Origin of the sequence: Amphritea sp. (genome assembly GCF_050300915.1) — a bacterium.
Classification (GTDB): Bacteria; Pseudomonadota; Gammaproteobacteria; order Pseudomonadales; family Balneatricaceae; genus Amphritea.
Map to the genome: position 1 here is coordinate 19,335 of NZ_JBNKYN010000027.1, position 20,590 is coordinate 39,924.

General features: G+C 53.0%; 21 protein-coding genes. 8 read left to right on the forward strand and 13 right to left on the reverse strand.

Going from position 1 to position 20,590, the window contains the following annotated elements; all coding sequences use genetic code 11:
• Positions 1-6: 6 nt before the first annotated feature.
• The 4 genes from ACQY8X_RS09235 to lnt are packed head-to-tail and all read left to right on the forward strand — an operon-like array spanning position 7 to position 3,892.
• Positions 7-1,032, forward strand: a complete 1,026-nt coding sequence (locus tag ACQY8X_RS09235) for a PhoH family protein (protein ID WP_428034857.1) — start codon at positions 7-9, stop codon at positions 1,030-1,032.
• Entirely contained in the window at positions 1,029-1,487 is a 459-nt protein-coding gene (ybeY, locus tag ACQY8X_RS09240; protein WP_428034858.1) for an rRNA maturation RNase YbeY, read from the forward strand. Before ACQY8X_RS09235 ends, ybeY begins: the two co-directional genes overlap by 4 nt.
• A gap of 27 nt (positions 1,488-1,514) precedes the next feature.
• A complete protein-coding gene (locus tag ACQY8X_RS09245) occupies positions 1,515-2,372 on the forward strand; it encodes an HlyC/CorC family transporter (RefSeq protein ID WP_428034859.1) in 858 nt (285 codons plus the stop codon).
• Complete coding sequence (lnt, locus tag ACQY8X_RS09250) at positions 2,372-3,892, forward strand: apolipoprotein N-acyltransferase (RefSeq protein WP_428034860.1); 1,521 nt, start codon at positions 2,372-2,374, stop codon at positions 3,890-3,892. The genes ACQY8X_RS09245 and lnt overlap by 1 nt, the downstream gene beginning before the upstream one ends.
• Here the strand turns inward: lnt and ACQY8X_RS09255 are convergent.
• Positions 3,836-4,378, reverse strand: a complete 543-nt coding sequence (locus tag ACQY8X_RS09255; protein ID WP_428034861.1) for a zinc ribbon-containing protein — start codon at positions 4,376-4,378, stop codon at positions 3,836-3,838. The genes lnt and ACQY8X_RS09255 overlap by 57 nt on opposite strands.
• A gap of 124 nt (positions 4,379-4,502) precedes the next feature.
• Between ACQY8X_RS09255 and leuS the strand changes: the two genes are divergently transcribed.
• The 4 genes from leuS to ACQY8X_RS09275 all read left to right on the forward strand — a co-directional run bounded on the left by leuS (position 4,503) and on the right by ACQY8X_RS09275 (position 9,122).
• Positions 4,503-7,091 carry a leucine--tRNA ligase gene (gene leuS, locus ACQY8X_RS09260; RefSeq protein ID WP_428034862.1) on the forward strand — a complete coding sequence of 863 codons (2,589 nt, stop codon included), beginning with the start codon at positions 4,503-4,505 and terminating at the stop codon, positions 7,089-7,091.
• A 10-nt stretch (positions 7,092-7,101) separates the two neighbouring features.
• On the forward strand, positions 7,102-7,611 hold the full coding sequence (lptE, locus tag ACQY8X_RS09265; protein ID WP_428034863.1) for an LPS assembly lipoprotein LptE: 510 nt from the start codon (positions 7,102-7,104) through the stop codon (positions 7,609-7,611).
• A 6-nt stretch (positions 7,612-7,617) separates the two neighbouring features.
• Positions 7,618-8,637 (forward strand): DNA polymerase III subunit delta, encoded by a 1,020-nt coding sequence (gene holA, locus ACQY8X_RS09270; RefSeq protein ID WP_428034864.1) that lies wholly within the window; start codon positions 7,618-7,620, stop codon positions 8,635-8,637.
• 161 nt (positions 8,638-8,798) lie between these two features.
• Positions 8,799-9,122 (forward strand): c-type cytochrome, encoded by a 324-nt coding sequence (locus ACQY8X_RS09275; RefSeq protein WP_428034865.1) that lies wholly within the window; start codon positions 8,799-8,801, stop codon positions 9,120-9,122.
• Between the two features lie 302 nt (positions 9,123-9,424).
• Here the strand turns inward: ACQY8X_RS09275 and ACQY8X_RS09280 are convergent, their stop codons facing one another.
• The 12 genes from ACQY8X_RS09280 to mltB all read right to left on the reverse strand — a co-directional run bounded on the left by ACQY8X_RS09280 (position 9,425) and on the right by mltB (position 20,521).
• Entirely contained in the window at positions 9,425-9,865 is a 441-nt protein-coding gene (locus ACQY8X_RS09280) for an OsmC family protein (RefSeq protein WP_428034866.1), read from the reverse strand.
• A 104-nt stretch (positions 9,866-9,969) separates the two neighbouring features.
• The gene (locus ACQY8X_RS09285; RefSeq protein ID WP_428034867.1) at positions 9,970-10,848 is read right to left on the reverse strand and encodes a phosphatase PAP2 family protein; all 879 of its coding nucleotides are present in this window, start codon (positions 10,846-10,848) and stop codon (positions 9,970-9,972) included.
• Positions 10,823-12,424, reverse strand: a complete 1,602-nt coding sequence (locus tag ACQY8X_RS09290) for an ArnT family glycosyltransferase (protein WP_428034868.1) — start codon at positions 12,422-12,424, stop codon at positions 10,823-10,825. The genes ACQY8X_RS09285 and ACQY8X_RS09290 overlap by 26 nt, the downstream gene beginning before the upstream one ends.
• Positions 12,384-13,418, reverse strand: a complete 1,035-nt coding sequence (locus ACQY8X_RS09295) for a glycosyltransferase family 2 protein (RefSeq protein WP_428034869.1) — start codon at positions 13,416-13,418, stop codon at positions 12,384-12,386. Before ACQY8X_RS09295 ends, ACQY8X_RS09290 begins: the two co-directional genes overlap by 41 nt.
• A 96-nt stretch (positions 13,419-13,514) precedes the next feature.
• A complete protein-coding gene (locus tag ACQY8X_RS09300; RefSeq protein WP_428034870.1) occupies positions 13,515-14,450 on the reverse strand; it encodes a lysylphosphatidylglycerol synthase domain-containing protein in 936 nt (311 codons plus the stop codon).
• Positions 14,450-15,454 carry a lipoyl synthase gene (gene lipA / locus ACQY8X_RS09305; protein WP_428034871.1) on the reverse strand — a complete coding sequence of 335 codons (1,005 nt, stop codon included), beginning with the start codon at positions 15,452-15,454 and terminating at the stop codon, positions 14,450-14,452. Before lipA ends, ACQY8X_RS09300 begins: the two co-directional genes overlap by 1 nt.
• Entirely contained in the window at positions 15,447-16,118 is a 672-nt protein-coding gene (gene lipB / locus ACQY8X_RS09310) for a lipoyl(octanoyl) transferase LipB (protein ID WP_428034872.1), read from the reverse strand. Before lipB ends, lipA begins: the two co-directional genes overlap by 8 nt.
• Positions 16,118-16,399, reverse strand: a complete 282-nt coding sequence (locus ACQY8X_RS09315; RefSeq protein ID WP_428034873.1) for a YbeD family protein — start codon at positions 16,397-16,399, stop codon at positions 16,118-16,120. Before ACQY8X_RS09315 ends, lipB begins: the two co-directional genes overlap by 1 nt.
• A 17-nt stretch (positions 16,400-16,416) precedes the next feature.
• The gene (locus tag ACQY8X_RS09320) at positions 16,417-17,274 is read right to left on the reverse strand and encodes an aminotransferase class IV (RefSeq protein WP_428034874.1); all 858 of its coding nucleotides are present in this window, start codon (positions 17,272-17,274) and stop codon (positions 16,417-16,419) included.
• 67 nt (positions 17,275-17,341) lie between these two features.
• Positions 17,342-18,511 carry a D-alanyl-D-alanine carboxypeptidase family protein gene (locus ACQY8X_RS09325; RefSeq protein ID WP_428034875.1) on the reverse strand — a complete coding sequence of 390 codons (1,170 nt, stop codon included), beginning with the start codon at positions 18,509-18,511 and terminating at the stop codon, positions 17,342-17,344.
• 121 nt (positions 18,512-18,632) lie between these two features.
• On the reverse strand, positions 18,633-19,478 hold the full coding sequence (locus ACQY8X_RS09330) for a septal ring lytic transglycosylase RlpA family protein (RefSeq protein WP_428034876.1): 846 nt from the start codon (positions 19,476-19,478) through the stop codon (positions 18,633-18,635).
• Positions 19,478-20,521 (reverse strand): lytic murein transglycosylase B, encoded by a 1,044-nt coding sequence (mltB, locus tag ACQY8X_RS09335; RefSeq protein ID WP_428034877.1) that lies wholly within the window; start codon positions 20,519-20,521, stop codon positions 19,478-19,480. Before mltB ends, ACQY8X_RS09330 begins: the two co-directional genes overlap by 1 nt.
• Positions 20,522-20,590 lie beyond the last annotated feature (69 nt).

Below are 20,590 nucleotides of genomic sequence, written 5' to 3' on the forward strand. Positions count from 1 at the left end.
CCCTCTTTGAACACAGCGCAAACCATTCAGCTCACCCTTGAGCCGGATAACCCACAACATCTGTCCAACCTCTGCGGCCAGCTCGATGAGCACCTGCGTCTGATTGAACAGCGCCTGGGGATAGAGATCAGTAATCGCGGCAACAGTTTCAAACTGGCCGGGCAATCGAACGTCGTGCGCGCTGGTGCCAAATTGCTGGAACAACTTTACGAAGATGCCCGGCAGGGCGAGCAGATCACCCCGGATCAGATCCACCTGCTACTGCAACAGTCTGGGGTTGAACAACTGACGGGCAATGAGCCAGTGGTACCGGTGTATCAGGCGGATATAGCCATTCAGACCCGCAAAGCCCTGATCCGCCCTCGCGGGCCAAATCAGCAGGGTTATGTCCGTTCAATCCTGACCCATGATATTAATTTTGGTATCGGCCCCGCAGGGACTGGCAAAACCTATCTGGCGGTCGCCTGTGCCTGCGAAGCGTTGGAGCGTGAAGAGGTAAGCCGTATTCTGTTAGTTCGCCCCGCCGTTGAAGCCGGTGAAAAACTGGGCTTCCTGCCCGGCGACCTGAGCCAGAAGGTAGACCCCTACCTGCGCCCACTGTATGACGCCCTCTATGAGATGCTCGGCATTGAACGGGTCAGTAAACTGATCGAACGTAATGTGATCGAAGTTGCCCCGCTGGCGTATATGCGTGGCCGGACCCTGAACGGCTCGTTCGTGATTCTCGATGAGAGTCAGAACACCACCCGTGAGCAGATGAAGATGTTTCTCACCCGTATTGGCTTTGGCTCAACGGCCGTTATCACCGGCGACACGACCCAGATCGATCTGCCCAAAGGGGTTCGCTCCGGCCTGATCCACGCCATTGAAGTGTTGAAAGAGGTCAAAGGGATCGGCTTTACCCGGTTCACCTCCAAAGATGTGGTGCGCCACCCGCTGGTGGGACATATTGTCGATGCTTACGACCTTTACGATAAGCGTCAGGAGCAGCAACAAGCCCGGCAACCGGATAATCAGCAGGACAGAAGATGAGCTATTTCGTTGACCGCCAGTGCCAGATAGAAGATTCAAATCTCCCCTCTGAAGAACAACTCACCGAATGGGTCAGCACGGCCCTTAAAGGCCGTCTGGATGCCGCCGAGCTATCAATCCGCATTGTTTCTCCCGAGGAAAGCCGCGAACTCAACCACCAATACCGGGGCAAGGACACTCCCACCAATGTATTATCCTTTCCTTTCGAGATGCCGGAAGGGATAGAGCTCGATCTTCTGGGGGATCTGGTGGTTTGCGCTGAGGTAGTTACCCGGGAAGCAAAGGAACAGAATAAGCCATTATTCAACCATTGGTGCCACATGGTTATACATGGAGTATTGCATCTGCTTGGATTCGACCATATAAATAACGCTGAAGCGGAAGAGATGGAACAACTGGAACGGGAGATTCTTGCCCAACTGGACATTCCTGACCCCTATTTGTTAACCGAATAAGCTAAATGCCGAAAAACGGAGCACCACATGAGCGAAGAGCGATCGGGAAATGGCCAGAGTAAATCCTGGCTGGGTAAACTCACCCAGATATTTTCTGATGAACCCAAAACCCGTGAAGACCTGTTAGCAGATCTGAAAGATGCCACCGATGAGAACGTCCTGGATCAGGAAGCGTTCAGTATCATTGAGGGCGCGATGCAGGTTGCCGACCAGCAGGTGCGGGATGTAATGATTCCGCGTTCACAGATGGTCGTGGTGGAAGCAGATCAGACGCCGAAAGAGTTTTTACCCATTATTATCTCGTCTGCCCACTCACGCTTTCCGGTTATCGGCGAAAATCCGGATGATATTCTTGGGGTATTGCTGGCCAAAGACCTGCTATCGCTGATTCTCGAAGATAACAATCTGGAAAATTTCGACATCAAGCAGCATGTGCGCAAAGCAACCTTCATCCCGGAAAGTAAGCGCCTCAATGTGTTGCTCAAAGAGTTCCGCGCCACGCGCAACCATATGGCAATTGTGGTTGATGAATATGGTGGCGTCTCGGGTGTCATTACGATTGAAGATGTACTTGAACAGATTGTTGGGCAGATTGAAGATGAGCATGATGTTGAAGATGACGAGGGCAACATCAAACCTTTTGACGATAACGGCTATATCGTCAAGGCGCTGACCCCGATCGAGGACTTTAATGAGTTCTTCGATACCGGTATGCCAGACGATGATTTTGACACTATCGGTGGACTGGTGACACAGAAGTTTGGTCATCTGCCACGCAAGGATGAGACGGTGGAGATCGATGCATTTACCTTTAAAATACTCAGTGCTGACAACCGGCGTATCCGGCTGCTTCAGGTCATTCGGTCAGAACCGGCCAAGCAATAATGACTAAGCGCACACCGTTCATCTTCCTGCGCGTTATTCTCTGTCTGCTTGCCGGAGCCATCGCGCCATTATCCCTGGCACCTTTTAATTACTGGTACCTTGGCGGTGTGTCAGTTGCCCTGCTGTTTGTACTGTTACACAACTGCTCACCCCGGGTAAGTGGCTGGCTGGGCTGGTGTTATGGCCTGGGGTTCTTTGGCAGCGGCGTATCCTGGGTATTTGTCAGCATTCATGAGCACAGCAGCGCCTCAGTGGTGCTGGCGGGGTCGATGACGGCTCTGTTTGTCGCCGCACTGGCGGTTTTGTTTGCCTTGCAGGGATGGCTCTACAACCGGTTTTTCCGCAACGCTATCGGCTTCTGTGCGCTCTGGATGCTGTTTGAGTGGTTGCGCAGCTGGCTGCTGACTGGCTTCCCCTGGCTCTATCTTGGCTATGGCATGATCGATACGCCGTTAGCGGTGTTCGCACCGCTGGGGGGAGTATGGCTGCTCAGCCTCTATGTCGTCGTTACCAGCACTCTTCTGGTAACCTTTGTTAAACGCCTCAACCAGCCCTTACAGGCAGCGACAATCCTGATGATCCTCGGCCTGCCTCTGGTCGCCATTCAACAGCATCAGATCCCTCAAAACTGGACCACCCCGGTCGGCGAGCCTATCCGTGTTATGGCGGTTCAGGCCAATATTGCGCAACAACAGAAGTGGCAACGTAGCGCACTGGAAAATATTCTGCAAACCTATGTCGATCTCAGCCAGGACAGCGACAAAGTCGATCTGCTAATCTGGCCCGAAACCGCCATTCCAACCTTTTACAAGAAAGCCAGCGTGATTCTCAGTCCGTTCACGCAGATGCTGGAACAGAACAACACCGCCATGATCAGCGGTATTCCAACAGTGTATAACGATCCTGAGCACCCCAAAGGCAAGCGCTATACCAACAGCCTCACGCTGTTTGCCGGAGGTAATGGCAGTTATGACAAGCAGCGGCTGGTACCTTTTGGGGAGTATGTACCACTGGAACGCCAGCTACGCGGCATCATCGACTTCTTTAACCTGCCGATGTCTGAATTCAGCCTGGGATCACCTGACCAGCCCCTGCTGGAAGCCGCAGGCAGTCAGATTGCGCCGTTTATCTGTTATGAGATCGCCTATCCGGAGCTGGTCCGGCAACAAAGTCTGACCAGCGACCTGTTACTCACCGTCAGCAATGACACCTGGTTCGGCCATTCCAGCGCACCGGCACAACATCTGCAGATTGCCCGGATGCGGGCATTGGAAACCGGCCGCTGGCTGATTCGCGCGACCAACAATGGCATCAGCGCCCTGGTCAGTCCTGACGGTAAAATCAGCACCACGGTGCCACAATATGAACAGGCGGTAATGGTCGGTCAGGTGCAGAAGATGCAAGGTCTGACTCCCTACCAGGAGTGGGGAATCAAACCACTGCAGGCGGTAATCGGGCTGATGTTACTGTTTGGTCTGTTCACCGCCCCACGGAGCCGACAGTCGCGTAAAAGTTTCTGATCCGCACTTCGGGCAGGGCTCTAAGCGGCTGGTACTGGTGTGGGTAACCTGCTCACTGCAGTCAACACAGACAAAGGTGCCAGCCGCCGCGATATCACCCACAGTGTATTGATCCTCGCCGTCCGCCAGGCGCTGCTCTAGCTCAGTGATGCCAATCCGGGTGCGGTCGGCCAGATCCATCAACTGTCGGGCCACGGTCTGCTCAAGAAAGTTCAGATCAAAATTAAGCCAGGCAGCAATGCCTTCACCGGTTTCATGTGCATAATACCCCAGCTGTTTCAGATCTTTTTTCAGATAGGCACTGAGCAGATCCATCTCATCGCGGGTCATCTCTTCGGCGGCCAGTTCCAACTCAACAGCCTCCTCTATTTTCTCCTGCAGATAATCCCAGGAGCGGTGCTCGGCGGATTCAAGATCCTCACGTAACCGGCTTAGCACCCGATCATATTGAGCACTACGATCTTTACCACTGCTATTGTTGCTCATATCCATCTCCAAAGCCGACTAAAAACTATATGTACCATTGCATATATTGTATCCTATGCGCCACAGACAAAACATTCCATTGACCGGCATCCAACCATCGCCGGTTTTTATCATCAGAGTCGAAATGAACGAACAATATAAACCGCAGCATATTGAGCCTGAAGTCCAGAAACACTGGGTCGACAATGAAAGCTTCAAAGCCACTGAAGACCCGTCAAAGGAGAAGTTCTACTGTCTCTCCATGTTCCCCTACCCGAGCGGTCGGCTGCACATGGGGCATGTACGCAACTACACTATTGGCGATGTCGTTTCACGCTATCAGCGGATGCAGGGCAAAAATGTCCTGCAACCGATGGGCTGGGATGCGTTCGGTCTGCCTGCGGAAAACGCGGCTCTGAAAAACAATGTCCCACCCGCCAGCTGGACCTATGAAAACATCGATTACATGCGTAATCAGCTGGACCAGATGGGCTTCGGTTATGACTGGAGCCGTGAGGTTGCGACCTGTCACCCATCATACTATCGCTGGGAACAATGGTTCTTTACCCGCCTGATGGAAAAAGGCCTGGTTTACAAGAAAGATTCTGAAGTGAACTGGGACCCGGTTGATCAGACCGTGCTGGCTAACGAACAGGTGATCGATGGTCGCGGCTGGCGCTCTGGTGCGCTGGTTGAGCGCAAGAAAATCCCCCAGTGGTTCCTGAAAATCACCGATTACGCCGATGAACTGCTGGATGATCTGGATAAGCTGAGCGAGTGGCCTGAACAGGTTCGCACCATGCAGCGCAACTGGATCGGTCGCTCTGAAGGTGTCGAGTTAAGCTTTCATGTCGATGGTTTTGGTGAACTGGACGTCTTCACCACCCGCCCTGATACTCTCATGGGTGTCACCTATGTCGCCGTAGCGCCGGGCCACCCGCTGGTACAACAGGCTGCAGTAAACAACCCGGAACTGATAGCCTTTATCGACGACTGTAAAAACATGAAAGTGGCCGAAGCTGATATGGCCACCATGGAGAAGAAGGGCTTTGCACTGGGAATTGAGGCAACTCACCCACTAACCGGGCAGAAGGTACCGGTCTGGACCGCTAACTTCGTATTGATGGACTACGGTTCTGGCGCGGTGATGTCGGTTCCGGCCCATGACCAGCGCGACTACGAATTTGCTAAAAAATACAACCTGCCGATCAAGCAGGTCATCCGTCCGGCGGATAACAGCGACGCTGACATCGATAAAGAAGCCTTTACCGACAAAGGCATTCTGATGAACTCCGGCAGTTTTGATGAGCTGGATTTCGAAGTCGCCTTCAAAGCGATCGCCTCCGAGCTGCACAGTAAAGGCAAAGGTAAAGTCACCATTAACTACCGTCTGCGTGACTGGGGCGTATCTCGCCAGCGTTATTGGGGCACACCGATTCCAGTCATCAACTGTGACAGTTGTGGTGCCGTGCCGGTGCCTGAAGAGCAGCTGCCGGTTATCCTGCCAGTCGATGTCACCTTTGACGGTGTTGGTTCACCCATCAAAAAGATGGATAGCTTTAAGAAAACCAGCTGTCCGAAGTGTGGCGCAGATGCCGAACGGGAAACCGACACCTTTGACACCTTTATGGAGTCCTCCTGGTATTACGCCCGCTACGCCTGCCGCAATGCTGACACCATGCTGGAACCAGACGCCGCTAATTACTGGCTACCGGTGAATCAGTATATCGGTGGTATCGAGCACGCGATCCTCCACCTGCTCTACTCCCGCTTCTTCCACAAACTGATGCGCGATGAAGGCCTGGTAAACTCCGATGAACCGTTTGAACGTCTGCTGTGTCAAGGCATGGTGCTGGCGGATACCTACTACCGTGAAGACGACAACGGCGGCAAGATCTGGATCTCACCGACCGAAGTAAAGGTTGAGCGGGACGAAAAAGGCCGGGTGACTAAAGCGGTGCATATCGCCGATGGTGAGCCGGTTGAATCAGCAGGCATGGGCAAAATGTCCAAGTCGAAGAATAACGGTATCGATCCGCAGGTAATGATCGATAAATACGGTGCCGATACCGTCCGTCTGTTTATGATGTTTGCCGCACCACCAGAGCAATCGCTGGAATGGTCTGATTCCGGCGTTGAGGGTGCTCACCGTTTCCTCCGCCGTCTGTGGAAACTGGTCTACGACCACCTGCAATACCCGGGTGAGATGGTAGCGCTGCAACCCGACAGTCTGGACGAACGGCAAAAAGAGCTGCGCCGTAAAACTCACGAAACCATCAAGAAGGTGTCTGATGACGTCGAACGTCGCCAGACATTTAACACCGCGATCGCCGCAGTGATGGAACTCAGCAATGCGATCAGCCGCTTTGTTGATGCCAGTGATCAGGGCCGTGCGGTTGTCCGCGAAGCACTGACCGCTGCAGTGCAGTTGCTGGCCCCCATCGTGCCGCATATCACGCATCAGCTATGGGCAGACCTGGGTAACAGCAGCAGCCTGCTGGATGCACCCTGGCCGGTGGTGGATGAAGCCGCAATGACCCTCGCCAATGTGCAGATGGTGGTTCAGGTAAACGGTAAAGTACGAGGTAAGATCAACGTCCCCGCCGACTCCGATGAAAGTGTCGTGTTACACACCGCCCTGGCTGATGAGGGTGTGCAGCGCCACATGGAGGGAAAAACCATCCGCAAACAAATTGTGGTACCAAATAAACTCGTCAACATCGTTGTCGGATAAGGGGTCAAGGATGAATCGCTGCCAAAACCGGCTTTCAGCCACACTGTTGCTGACTGTTTGTTGTCTCATGCTGTCTGCCTGCGGGTTTCACCTGCGGGGCAGTGCAGAGATTGCAGAACCGTTGCGGCAGCTCACTCTGGTCACTCCGGAACGCTCCCGCAGTCAGCTTGAGCCGGTACTACGCAGACAGTTGGAAGCCAATGGCATCAGCGTTAATACCGGCTCTGGCTACCTGCTGAAGATCATTTCGGAATCCCGCTCCCGGCGTGAAGCCACACTGGGGGCAAATGCCGATATCGATGAGTACGAGCTCACCACCAAAGTAAAATTCATGGTGAAAGACCCGCAGGGTAATCCTCTGCTCGAACGTGAAGTCCTTGCCGAACGCACCTATGACTACGATGCGAACAAAGAGACCGCCAGTACAGCGCAGGAGGCTCAGCTCTATCTCGAAATGGATCAGCAGCTAGCTATTCAGATCATGCGTTTCTACGCCAACCTGAAGCCTGCGAGCCCTTAGATCACGATGAAGATAAAACCGGAGCAGCTTGGCAACAAACTCGGCCCGCAACCGGCCCCGGTTTATCTGATCACCGGTGACGAAACCCTGCTGATAGAGGAGAGTTGCGACCTGCTGCGCAAACACCTCAACACCCTCGGTTTCTGTGAACGGGAAACCCTTCATGTTGAGGGCGGGTTTAAATGGGAATACCTGCTGGAATGCGCCAACGCACTTTCCCTGTTTGCTGAACAGAAGATTATCGAACTGCGACTGGGCAGCCATAAGCCTAACAAGCAGGCCAGTGACATCCTCCAGGAATACCTGAAACGCCCCGCCGAAGATAATGTATTACTGATCATCGCCGACAAGCTCGATGGTACTGCGAAGAAAAGCGCCTGGCTCAAAGCGATTGATCAGCAGGGCATTATCGTCGAGATCTGGCCAGTAGACCTGCAACAGTTACCGGGCTGGATCAGTAACAGATCCCGACAAATCGGCCTGACGCTGGAACACGATGCGGTTCAGCTACTCTGCGAGCGGATCGAAGGCAACCTGCTGGCAGCCAAACAGGAACTGGATAAGCTCAATCTGCTCTATGCTGGCCAGACGGTTACCGCGGATATGGTAATGGACAGCGTCTCCGACAGCTCCCGTTACGATATCTATGGCCTGACCGAGGCAGCTATCCAGCAGCAGATACCCCGTTGTAATAAAATTATTGAAGTGCTCCGCCAGGAAGGCACCGAAGCCTCAGTCGCGTTATGGGCTATCGCCCGGGAGATTCGTTCACTGCTTGTGATTCAGAACGGTCTGCAAAAAGGCACGCCATTCGACACCCTCTGTCAGCGTGAGCGGATCTGGGGCAACCGTAAAAATCAGATGCGTAACGCCGCGCAGAGAATCCCCACTGACCGCCTCAGCCATATGCTCAGCCGCTGCGCCGAAGCCGATGCACAGATCAAAGGCGCTCTCGGCGACCCCTGGCTGACCCTGACCGGAATCACCCTCCAGCTTGCCGGAATCGAGCTTAACCTGGAGCGGTAAGAGCAAACGCCAGAACGCCGCGCCACAGCTGCCAGACGGAAAACGTCGTATTCCCTGCCAGAAAAAGCAACAGTTACCTGAGCCGCATCATCGTTGCAATATTGACCTCCCTTGAGAATGTAGGCGATACTCAAGATTAGCTCTGCAGAAGGATTCTGACTGTGATAACAATAAGATCTGCCATATTATCAGTTTTATTTACACTGCTACTTAGCGGCTGCTCTGACAGTGCCCCTGAAACAAGCTCAACCAATGGCAAAGAACTTTACAACCTTTACTGCGAGAGTTGTCACAAAAGTGATGGCAGTGGCAATTTTCTGAAAGGCATTCCCGCTAACAGACTGACCCGCCTACAGGGAGATCAGCTGGTAATGCTTATCCGTCAGGGCGACCCTTCAAGACCCGACATGCCAGCGTTCACCAATCTCACCAAGCAGCAAGCCTCCGCGATAGTCGATTACCTTTACAGCCTCAGGATTTATTAAATTTAAAACAGGCCGCCGTTAAAAGCAGACCGCTGAACAAGTTCAGCTGGCTAGAACGCCGCTTCGCGGCTGCCCGTGGCGAGACGGAAAACTTCGTTTTCCTTGCTAAATAACGCGTTTAAAAGACGGATAGTCACCGCATCTGGCAGCACTTTTTAGCCGGGGGCAAATGCGTATCTGAATGCTTATACCCGCAGCAGAGACTCATTCAACCCACAGTTGATAGCAAACAAAAAAGAGAGCCGGGCGGGCTCTCTTTTTTAGTTTTTCTAACCACTGGCAAGCGGCGCAGCCGCGTCTGGCTACTGAACTAAAGAGTGGGTAACCTCAGTTTCCAGCATGATATTGTCATCCAACGGGCAGCGATGGCACACCTCTTCAAGAAACCGGGCTTTCTCTTCATCGCTCAGGTCAGCATCGATCTTCGCTCTGACGGTGATGGTCTGGAAGCCTATCCGGTCTTCGGTGGGCTTGCCCAGCAATCCGGCAGGGTTCATGGTGCCGTCAACATCAATATCGATGCCACGCATCTCAATTTTTTGCTGAGTTGCAGCGATACGGGCGATACTGGCAATGCATCCACCCAACGAAAAAAGAAAAAACTCCAGCGGAGTCGGGCCTTCATCGGTCCCACCCGCCTGTTTTGGCTGATCAATGGTAACTTTGTGCCCCCGGATATCAGCATGTACCTGACAACCCTCTTTCATGGAGGTCGAAACCGAGATAACTTTACTAGCAGACATAACAAACACCTTAAATTAACAACATATATAAGAAAACTCTAATATATGTATTATGCCACAACCGGCTCCGTGATTTAAAGACTCAGACAGGTTGTAGTGAAAGTTTAATATCTGCCAGCGTCAGGGATTCGCGGTTGACGCGCTGGCAGGAAGTATTCACAAACAAAAACCAGTAACGCAGCGAAAGCGATCACTTTTGCAAACAGTTGCGCCTGTGAATAACCACCCGTATGCCCGGACATAATCATCAAGGCTGCCACCAGTAACAGGAAGACAATAAACAGGTGCATCGGTCTGCGAAAACCAATGTCTGATAGCTTCGCCGTTTTAACCGCAGCCACAGTGACCAGCATCCCCAGCGCGCCGCCTACCAGCACATCAACCGGCCAATGCGCTGCTACCATCACCCGACTCAGACCGATCAGTCCGCCTAACAACAGCAGACCAAGACGCAGGCGCCGATGATCGAAGAAGTAATAAGCCACCGCGACAAACGCAAAAGCGGTAAAAGAGTGGCCGGAGGGGAAGCTGCCGTTTCTCAATGCTTTTCCCACCAGGTTATAGTCACCCACCAGGAGTGCCACAGGAGGACGCTCAGTACCAAAAAGTGTTTTCAGCCCGTGAGTCACCAGGGTGCCATAGATGGCAGCAATAAAAAGCACCCAGAGTAGTTCTGGTTTACGCCGGGCGACAAACAGGGCCAGCGTCAACACGAAGGTGGTATCCCCCATAAATGTAACGATCTGCCAGAACGCTGCCGGAAAATAGGGGGTAAACTGATTAAACAGATGAAATGCGCCGTGATATCCGGCCACCAGCCAGAGCAGCAGTGCAACGCCGAGTAACACCAGGGCGATCTGGGTTAACCGCTTTAATGCCTGTGCATCATATTGATCATTGAGACTGTGCTTCGAGCTATCCAGCCGGACAGGCAGTTCGGCAACGATAAAGCACTGTTTAATTTGTGCCAGCAGGCTTTGCATCACGCCACTCCACCAGTCTGATACCACCCTTACTGAACAACAGATCTAATACAGCATCGGGGTTTTTCTGCTGTAATTTCAGAAAATTATCCGCATCGGTAAAGATCACATCACCCGCTTCGGGCGACCGGTCTTGCGGCGTTATAGCATCCCGATAGACACTGAAACTAGGGCGATGCACCCCATAAGCAACCACATGTTTGTCACTCAGTGTGCGGGCGATAACCGCCGCTTCCTGAACCGGTTGCTGCTGTAACCCGGCCATCACCTGAATAAAGAAGGTAAACACAAACAGCGTCTGAATAAAGCCGATAGCCACAAACTTAGCGGGCCGTTCCAGTTTCTTGGTAAAGATCACCGCCAGCGTTAACAGCAGAGCGATAATACTCGCCGCAATGTAGGGCATTCCGACAACCTCCCAGACCCGCCCCAGCATCTCCTGCTCATAAAGTTTTCGGCTAGTGACTGCGGCGGATTGCAAAATCCAGGGCAGCGCGACCATCAGCACAAAAAACAGCAGCGGCAACACCAACCCCCAGCCACGAAACAGACGCTCCCGGTAATGGGCAAACAGCAGCAGCAAACCACTGATACCGTAGACCACATAGTGGGGCAGCTGAGTACCGGACACCGATACCAGCACAAACACCACACCCAGCCAGATCATAAGATAGAGGGTAAGTGAGTCCTTACAATAGTCCCGCAGATGACGTAGCAGGGTAAACAGCGCGGAGCTGAACGGCAGTAGTACCAATGGCAGCGCGATGAGGTAATACCAGAGCGCACCACCATGACCTTCCCGGGTGTCACTGAAACGCTTCAGATTATGATCCAGCAGGAAGCCCTGAAAGAAACCTATCCCCTGATCCTGATACACCAGCCATAACCACGGAGTAAGGATGACCAGTAACAGCACCCAGCCCGGCAGATAAAAGATGGCCGCCAGCCAGCGCCGCCACTCCCCCTGAATGATATAGAAGATGCCACTGACCAACAGCGGTACCAGCACCGCTACCGGCCCTTTAGCCAGCAACCCCAATGCCATCCACAGATAGACCCGCAGCAGTAGCGAACGTGCCGGATTCTGCCAGTGACGCCACATATCCAGCAGGGTCAGGGTCATAAACAGGTTGAGCCAGGCATCGGCGATAGCGGCCTTACCGATAATCCCGATCCACAGGGTATTGGCCATAATCAGCACCGCATACAATGCGGTCGTTCGGTTCCATTGCTGAGCGGCAAATCGGTAACACACCAGCAACCAGCAGCTGGCCGCAATCGCAGAGGGTAGCCGCAGGGAGAACTCGCTCAGATCAAACAGTGAAACACTGAGCGCCTGAAACCAATAACTCAGTATGGGTTTGTCGTAACGGGGCTCGCCATCCAGATAGGTGGCGGCAAAATTGCTATTGACCAGCATCTCCCGGGTGGCTTCAGAGAAGGCTCCCTCATCCAGATCGAAGAGAGGAAAGCCCCAGATATTCCAGAAGAACGCAAAAAAGAGAGCGGTGAACAGCAGCCCGTAGTGGAAGAGGTTAGTTTGGCGCAGAGTCGGCGTCATGCGCAGAGGTCTCATCCGTTACGTCAGGCTGTTGCGTAAACCAGCGCCCTTCATCGTCATTGTTCAGTTTTTCACGCAGGGTATAACCACGAGTGTTCGAGGTTTCAAAGAAGATCCGTGACATCATCTCGGCCAGTACGCCGGTGGTGATAAACTGCAGCGAAACCACCAACAGGAAGATGCCAATCATAAACAGTGGCCGGCTACCGATATCCTCACCGAGGAACAGTTTAACCCCCATCAGCCAGGTCATAATCAGAGACCCCAGTACCCCCATCCCCAGACCGAGATAACCAAAAAAATGGCCCGGACGCGCTTTGAATTTGAGGAAGAAGAACACCACCAGCAGATCAAGAATAACCCGGAAGGTGCGTGACAAACCGTATTTAGATTCGCCAAACTGGCGGGCATGGTGATCAACCACGGTTTCACCAATACGCGACGGTTGAGTCACAGAGGCAACCCAGACCGGAATAAAGCGATGCATCTCACCAAACAGACGCACCTGTTTAATCACACTGGCACGATACACTTTCAGGCTGCAGCCATAATCATGCAGACGCACACCGGTTACTTTTGCAATCAGGCGATTGGCCTGACGAGAGAAGAACTTACGGGTTGATTCATCTTCCCGCTGTTTGCGCCAGCCCTGCAACATATCCAGATCGCGCTCTTCCATCTCCACGATCATGCGCTGGATATCAGCGGGATCATTTTGCAGATCGCCATCCATAGTGACAATAATTTCACCCCGGGCCGCATCAATACCGGCCTGCATTGCGGCGGTCTGACCAAAGTTACGCTGCAGCCCCACCACCCGCAGGTGATCACCCCACTGCTGCTGCGCCTCGTAGAGACGGTTAACAGTATTATCCGGACTACCATCATCGACGCAGATAAGTTCCCACTTACCGGCATAATCACTGAGGCATTCATGCACCCGCTCAACCAGCGGAAAGACGCAATCCTCTTCTTTATACATCGGTACGACGATTGATAATGATTTCATAAATTATCCGGATTCAGGTCATTAAAAGTGTAAGCGGACTCTATCACAAAGCCCTTTTGATATGAAGGTAAAGCCCGTCATAGCAGGTATTGCAGGTCATTCCGTTTCTGCCTGCAAGGCCTCCTGACGGTGAAAAATCTTTGCCACCAGCCACCCCAACCCGAAGGCAACAAATGACATCAGCAACAGAAACAGATGCAGCTGCACTGCCACTTTAAGCAGCGCTGTCGTATCGATGGCATAGAACTGTCCGGCCAGCACAAAAGCAGCTTCGAAAGTGCCCGAACCAGCAACCCCATGAATTGGCAGAATCGAGGAAAGATCAGCAAGCGCCACACTGGTTACCGCCTGTGTCAGGGTGAGCTCGGACAACTGCAGCACCACCCCAAGAAACGCCAGTAGCTTAGTCAGCCAGATGGCGTAGGTGGTGAGCACGATGGCGCCAAAATGCCCGCCCCGGGTTGGCAATACAGCCAGCGCCTGCGCCAACTTTACCAGTTTCGGGTGACTGAAACGCCCCAGCAGCCAAACGACTAAACGTTTGCCCTGATCAAAGAGTAATAATCCCACGACCGTCACCAGTGCCAGCCCCACGGAGGCTAGCGGATTAAACTGCCATACCGCCAGCACACCCGCAACGGATAACAGCGCCACCAGGTCCAGTAACCGATAGAGCAACAGGTGCGAGGATGAGCTCATCAGCCCGATACCAAAATAACGCTTAATCAACACCGGAAACGCCACCTCACCGGTACGCATCGGCAGCAGATTATTGAGTAGATTATGGTTGGTACTGAGATAAAACATCTGTGGGTAACGCCGGCCAGGCAGCTCAAAGCTGATCCTGATCCGCAGTGCACGCAGGGCATTACTGCTGAGTGAGAGGACCACCAGCAACACCAGCGTCCCCAGGGAAAAGCCCTGCCAGGAGGTCAGCAGGCTATACCAGCCGATCTTATACTCCACCACCGCCAGGGTGATGACCAGGATCACCACTGACAGCAGTAGTTTAAGCAGTTGAGCGCGACGCATCAGCTGATTTTTTCACCTTTAGCCTGCAGATCAGCATGGTAGGAAGAGCGCACCAGCGGGCCACTGGCAACCTGTGAGAAGCCCAGCTCTTTTGCCACCCGGGCATACTCAGCAAACTCTTCCGGGGTGACATAACGATCTAACGGCAGGTGATCGCGACTGGGCTGCAGATACTGACCGATGGTGAGCATATCCACATCGTGCGCTCGCAGATCTTTCAATACCTCGATGATCTCCTCTTTGGTCTCACCCACCCCAACCATCAGGCCGGACTTCGTCCGCACATCCGGACAGCGCTGCTTATACTTCTGCAGCAACTCTAGTGACCACTGATAATCGGCACCGGGGCGAACCTTGCGATACAGACGCGGTACGGTCTCCATGTTGTGGTTAAACACGTCCGGGGGCGTTTGTTGCAGAATATCCAGAGCAATCTCCATCCGTCCACGGAAATCCGGCACCAGAGTCTCCACCTGAATCGATGGTACCGCCTTACGGGTCTCGGTGATGCAACGGGCAAAGTGCTCTGCCCCGCCATCGCGCAGATCATCACGGTCGACCGAGGTAATCACCACATAGCGCAGTCCCATATCCGCAATCGCTTCAGCCAGTTCAGCAGGTTCATTTTCAGGCAGTGGTTTAGGCCGGCCATGAGCAACATCACAGAACGGACAGCGACGGGTACAGATATCCCCCATTATCATGAAGGTGGCCGTACCATGGCTGAAGCATTCGCCCAGATTCGGGCAGCTGGCCTCTTCACAGACCGACGCCAGCTTATGCTTACGCAGCTTATTTTTGATTCCCTGTACTTTGGGCGAGGTACCCAGAGATACCCGCAGCCACTCAGGCTTGCGCAGAATCTGATCCCGCTCGGTGGGAATCACCTTAACCGGGATCCGCGAGACCTTTTCCGCTCCGCGCAGTTTCACACCCGCTTCAGCACGCTGCGGCTTATCGACTACCGCCGCTGCAGTTTGCACTTTTTCACTATTCTCAGACATCTGTACCTTCCAACGAGTTAGCATTGGTGCGCTCGTTATAGTCGAGTCTTTTCACCAGTATTTCTGTAAGTGAATCCTTAACGGACTCTCTGTCGAGGGTATCGACCAGGTTTTTCAATCGGGTAACTGCCATACCGGCATAACCACAGGGGTTGATCCGGTTAAAAGGTTCGAGATCCATATCCAGATTAAAGGCCAGTCCGTGAAACGAACAGCCTTTACGTACCCGCAATCCCAGCGAGCAGATTTTTGCTTCATTGACATACACACCGGGCGCATCTGCCCGGGCATAGGCTTCCACACCATAGCCTGCCAGCAACTCAATAATACTGGCCTCCATCCGTGCGACCAGCTCTTTCACACCAAACTTTTTCCGTCTGAGATTGAGCAGCAGGTAGACAACCAGTTGTCCCGGACCGTGATAGGTTACCTGACCACCACGGTCGACCTGAACGACAGGAATATCACCAGTGCCGAGCAGATGCTCTGCATTGCCCGCATGCCCCTGAGTAAACACCGGGTGGTGCTCCAGCACCCAGATCTCATCGACACTGTGTTCGTCCCGTGACGCGGTAAAATCCTGCATCGCCTGCCAGGTCGGCAGATACTCCACCAGGCCCAGGTCTCGGATGACTATAGTTTCAGGTTGCGGTAACAACGGCATCACATCACCATCTGCACACGACCCGTGCTCAGAAGATCCTGATGCAGCGCTTTCAGCTGTTCATGGCCTGTGGCTGTAATTTTCATGCGAATTGAGGTGAAGGTGCCTTTACTGCTGCCCTGAATCTCAATTTTATTGATATCAAGATCCGGCACATGGACACGCACCACCTCGATCACTACCTCCTGAAAATCAGGCCCATCGCGGCCGATTACCTTAATCGGGTAATCTGCACAGGGGAACTCAATCTTTGGTGCTTCTTGCTCAGTATTCTCTGCCATAACTATCTCTCAATCACTCAACCGTTCATCAGATCATTTTGATAACGGGTAAACAGGTCAAACATTCTCGCCCATAGCGGCCCTTTGTTGCCATCAGCCACCGGCTGACCATCAATTTCCAGCACCGGCACTACCGCCCGGGTAGAGCTGCTAACCCAAACCTCATCGGCAGACATCAGACGCTCATAATCGATATCCACCTCCTGGGTGGGAATACCGTTTTCAGCCGCCAGCTCCAGTATCAGCTCCCGGGTTGTCCCCCCAAGAATCTCGGAGCCACGCTTGGGTGTGTAGATCACCCCTTTATCCACCAGCATCAGATTACAAGAGGCTCCTTCGGTCAGCAGTCCATCGCGGATCATCAGCGCTTCCTGCACCCCCGCCTGACGTGCCTGCTGCATAACAAGAATGTTGGGTAGCAGGCCGGTACTCTTGATATCGCAACGGCCCCAACGCAGATCAGCGGTCACTATTGCCTTTACCCCGACAACCGATTCCGCACCGGCGGCGTAGATATCTTTAATCAGGCTACAGCAGGCAAACACCGTCGGCACCATGTCTGCATCATAGATATGACTGCGGTGACCGGAACACCCCCGGCTGATCTGCAGATAGACAGACAGGTTACCGCCGCCATTCAGTTCAACCAGGTGAGTTAAGATGGATTTCCAATCATAATCAGCCGTAATTTGTAATGCCCGCAGACTGTAGTCCAATCGTTGCAGGTGCTCATCCAGCCGGAACCCCTGCCCCCGATAGAAAGGAATCACTTCATATACGCTATCACCAAACAGAAAACCCCGGTCAAAAACCGATATTTTCGCCTGCTCTTCGGCGATAAATTCACCATTCAGAAAGACTGTTTTCATCTTCATTTAACGACAGATGCCCGAACTCAGGTTATCCGCCAAGCCCGGGCATCCATTCATCAGACCCCCTGGGTCAGTTGATCAGATTATAGAAGAATAGCGCAATAGCATCCCAGATACGTTGCAGCAGTCCCGCTTCAGCAATACTTTCCAGAGCGATGACCGGTGCTTCAGCAACCACCTTGTCCTCAATCATCACTTTCAGGGTACCAAAGCGCTGGCCTTTTTCGATCGGTGCTTTAATTACCTTATCCAGATCCAGCACCGCTTGCAGCTGCTCACCCTCACCCCGTGGAATGGTGATCGCCATCGCATTTTCCAGCCCCACTTTCAGCTGATTCTGCTGCCCGGCCCACACTTTAGCTGTTTCCAGCACCTGACCGGCATCATAGAGTTTATGCGTACGGAAATAACGGAACGCATACGCCAGCAGTTTCTGACTCTCCTGTGCCCGCGCCTCTTCACTGCTGGTACCCATAACAACGGTAATCAGGCGCATACCGTCCCGTTTTGCGGAAGCCACCAGACAGTAACCTGCGGCATCGGTATGGCCGGTTTTCAGACCATCGACTGAATCATCCCGCCACAGTAACTTATTGCGGTTTGGCTGACGAATCTTGTTATAGGTGAAATACTTTTCCGAATATACACCGTACTGTTCAGGATATTTCTGAATGATCGCCTGGGCCAGCAGCGCCAGATCATAGGCCGAGGAGTAGTGTTCCTCCGATGGCAGCCCGGTGGCGTTCATAAAGTGGCTGTTTTGCATACCCAGCAAAGCAGCATGCTGGTTCATCATATCGGCGAACGCAGCTTCACTCCCAGCAATATACTCAGCGACAGCAACACTGGCATCGTTCCCCGACTGGATAATGATCCCTTTCAGCAGGTCACTCAACAGCACCTGGGTGCCTTCCTGAATAAACATCCGTGACCCCGGAGCACGCCAGGCTTTTACCGAAACCGGCACCAGGTCGCTCTTACTGACATTTCCTTTGGTCAGTTCACCTTCCAGAATATAGCTGGTCATCATCTTAGTCAGACTGGCGGGGGGAAAGCGCTCATTCTCCCGGCTGGCCATGATCACTTTACCCGTATCCGCATCCATAACGATATACGCCCGGGCAGCCACCTGAGGGGGCGCAGGGGTTATCTTCGCGGCCTGAGCGGACAGCGAGGAAAAACAGAAGAAGAGAAGCAACAGGCGAAACGGTAAGGAGCGAAAAACAAATTTTCTAATCATAGTGTTTTATAGATACTTTTTTTACGGTTACAGAGGGTCCAGATACAGCTGAGACCGGCAAATAGCCTAAAGGTTCGACCGATAGTCAGCGGTTTCCTTTAGCCAAATTTTTTAACAGCGCCTAGTCTACCAAATGTGGACGAAGATAGCCTGCCGCTTCGACTCTTGACACCAGCTCAGCCAGATTCGCATTCAGCTTTACAGGACCAACCTGTACCCGATAGAGAGTGCGGTCCTGCAGTTTTAGCGGCACAATTCGCACCTGATACCCTGGCAACATCGTTTGCAACTGTTGTTTTGCCTCAATTGCGGTAGCTTCCAATCCAAAGGCGCCCACCTGCAGATAACGCGCTCCGACGGCAGGATTGACAGCTTCCGGCGGTGCCAGTGCACGGTTTCCTGTAGCAATGACGGCGCTTGAGGAGTTGGCCCAGCTACGTGGATCAATCGCTTCTACCTCGACGTTGGCGGTGCCGCCGCCGAGCATATCCAGCTTGGATGCCGCCGCATAGGAAAGATCAATGATCCGCCCGCCATGGAATGGCCCCCGGTCATTTACCCGCACGATCACCCGTTTGCCATTACTGAGATTAGTCACCTGAACATAACTGGGCAGTGGCAGCGATTTATGTGCGGCACTCATGCCATACATATTATAAGTTTCGCCATTGGAGGTCAGATGGCCATGAAATTTCTTACCATACCAGGAAGCGACACCACGTTCTTTATAGCCACTGCTTGATGCCATCACCGTATAGCTTTTACCTAGTACGGTATAGGGACTCCTGTTACCACCACTACTTCTAGGTTCAACCCGGGGCACAGCATCCGGCACATGGGAAACATCGACACTACCTGAAGGGCCATAATCTTTCTCGACAGCGTAGCGCCCACTGGGCGCGGAAGAACAGCCGCCCAATACCGCTACCAGCGATAGCCCTACCAGGCCAAGAATTATGCGCTTCATCACTTAACCTGCGCGCCGCCGGACTGATCCGCAAGCAGCTGATTACGCTTCGCAGCCACCGCCTCACTCAGCTCATACACCGCCATAGCATACAGCGGGCTATGGTTATAGCGCGTGATCACGTAGAAGTTCTGCAAGCCAAACCAGTGCTGAAACTCACCCTCGGTTTCCAGACGCAGCAGAATCGCTTTATTCTCAGCATTCAGGTCGGTGCGGGTACGAATCCCCCGTTCTGACCACTGCGCCAGGGTCAGCTGAGGTTTCAGATCAGCGTTGATCCAGCTTTCATCTGCCAGCTGTTCCATCACCACATTGCTGCGCACCGGTTCGCCGGTTCTCCAGCCATGGGCGCTGAAATAGTTGGCGACACTACCGATCGCATCAACCGGGTTATTCCAGATATCTTTCTTGCCATCGCCATCAAAGTCGACGGCAAAGTTGCGGAAACTGCTGGGAATAAACTGGCCAAAACCCATCGCGCCGGCATATGAACCTTTTAAGCTGAACGGGTCTGCATGCTCTTCACGCACCAGATAGAAATACTCTTTTAGCTGCCCCTGAAAGAATTTTCCCCGGGGAGGGTAATCAAAACCAAGGGTAGATAATGAATCAACCACCCGGTAGCTACCCATATTCCGGCCGTAGCGGGTTTCAACACCGATAATGGCAACGATAATCTGCGCAGGCACAGCATACACCCGCTCAGCCCGTTGCAGCGCATCCTGATACTCATTCCAGAATTCAACACCCTGGTTGATACGCTTATCCCGCAGAAAGATATTGCGATACTCACCCCAGTTAAGGCGTTTTTCCGCCGGACGGGAGATCGCTTTGATAATACTGTCCTGGCGTTCAGCAGAGCCCAGCACCGCTCTGATCTCAGCTTCATCGAAGCCTTCGCTGACCATCTCTGAGATAAACGGCTGCGCTGCAGGGTGATCTGCATAGCCATGGGTATGATCTGCCGCAACCGCAGCGCCCCATACCAGACCGGCACTTAATACAACGCCGGTCAGCAAACCTGAAAATCTAGTTCTGAACATATCACCCTACCTTATTTGCCATAACAGCCTGGCATTCCTTAAACGATTGAGTTGCGATACCGGCACCTC

Coding starts and splice junctions, on each gene's coding strand:
- ybeY (WP_428034858.1), top strand. CDS start 1,029: ATGAGCTATTTCGTTGACCGCCAGTGCCAGATAGAAGATTCAAATCTC.
- ACQY8X_RS09245 (WP_428034859.1), top strand. CDS start 1,515: ATGAGCGAAGAGCGATCGGGAAATGGCCAGAGTAAATCCTGGCTGGGT.
- lnt (WP_428034860.1), top strand. CDS start 2,372: ATGACTAAGCGCACACCGTTCATCTTCCTGCGCGTTATTCTCTGTCTG.
- ACQY8X_RS09255 (WP_428034861.1), bottom strand. CDS start 4,378: ATGAGCAACAATAGCAGTGGTAAAGATCGTAGTGCTCAATATGATCGG.
- leuS (WP_428034862.1), top strand. CDS start 4,503: ATGAACGAACAATATAAACCGCAGCATATTGAGCCTGAAGTCCAGAAA.
- lptE (WP_428034863.1), top strand. CDS start 7,102: ATGAATCGCTGCCAAAACCGGCTTTCAGCCACACTGTTGCTGACTGTT.
- holA (WP_428034864.1), top strand. CDS start 7,618: ATGAAGATAAAACCGGAGCAGCTTGGCAACAAACTCGGCCCGCAACCG.
- ACQY8X_RS09280 (WP_428034866.1), bottom strand. CDS start 9,865: ATGTCTGCTAGTAAAGTTATCTCGGTTTCGACCTCCATGAAAGAGGGT.
- ACQY8X_RS09285 (WP_428034867.1), bottom strand. CDS start 10,848: ATGCAAAGCCTGCTGGCACAAATTAAACAGTGCTTTATCGTTGCCGAA.
- ACQY8X_RS09290 (WP_428034868.1), bottom strand. CDS start 12,424: ATGAGACCTCTGCGCATGACGCCGACTCTGCGCCAAACTAACCTCTTC.
- ACQY8X_RS09295 (WP_428034869.1), bottom strand. CDS start 13,418: ATGAAATCATTATCAATCGTCGTACCGATGTATAAAGAAGAGGATTGC.
- ACQY8X_RS09300 (WP_428034870.1), bottom strand. CDS start 14,450: ATGCGTCGCGCTCAACTGCTTAAACTACTGCTGTCAGTGGTGATCCTG.
- lipA (WP_428034871.1), bottom strand. CDS start 15,454: ATGTCTGAGAATAGTGAAAAAGTGCAAACTGCAGCGGCGGTAGTCGAT.
- lipB (WP_428034872.1), bottom strand. CDS start 16,118: ATGCCGTTGTTACCGCAACCTGAAACTATAGTCATCCGAGACCTGGGC.
- ACQY8X_RS09315 (WP_428034873.1), bottom strand. CDS start 16,399: ATGGCAGAGAATACTGAGCAAGAAGCACCAAAGATTGAGTTCCCCTGT.
- ACQY8X_RS09320 (WP_428034874.1), bottom strand. CDS start 17,274: ATGAAGATGAAAACAGTCTTTCTGAATGGTGAATTTATCGCCGAAGAG.
- ACQY8X_RS09325 (WP_428034875.1), bottom strand. CDS start 18,511: ATGATTAGAAAATTTGTTTTTCGCTCCTTACCGTTTCGCCTGTTGCTT.
- ACQY8X_RS09330 (WP_428034876.1), bottom strand. CDS start 19,478: ATGAAGCGCATAATTCTTGGCCTGGTAGGGCTATCGCTGGTAGCGGTA.
- mltB (WP_428034877.1), bottom strand. CDS start 20,521: ATGTTCAGAACTAGATTTTCAGGTTTGCTGACCGGCGTTGTATTAAGT.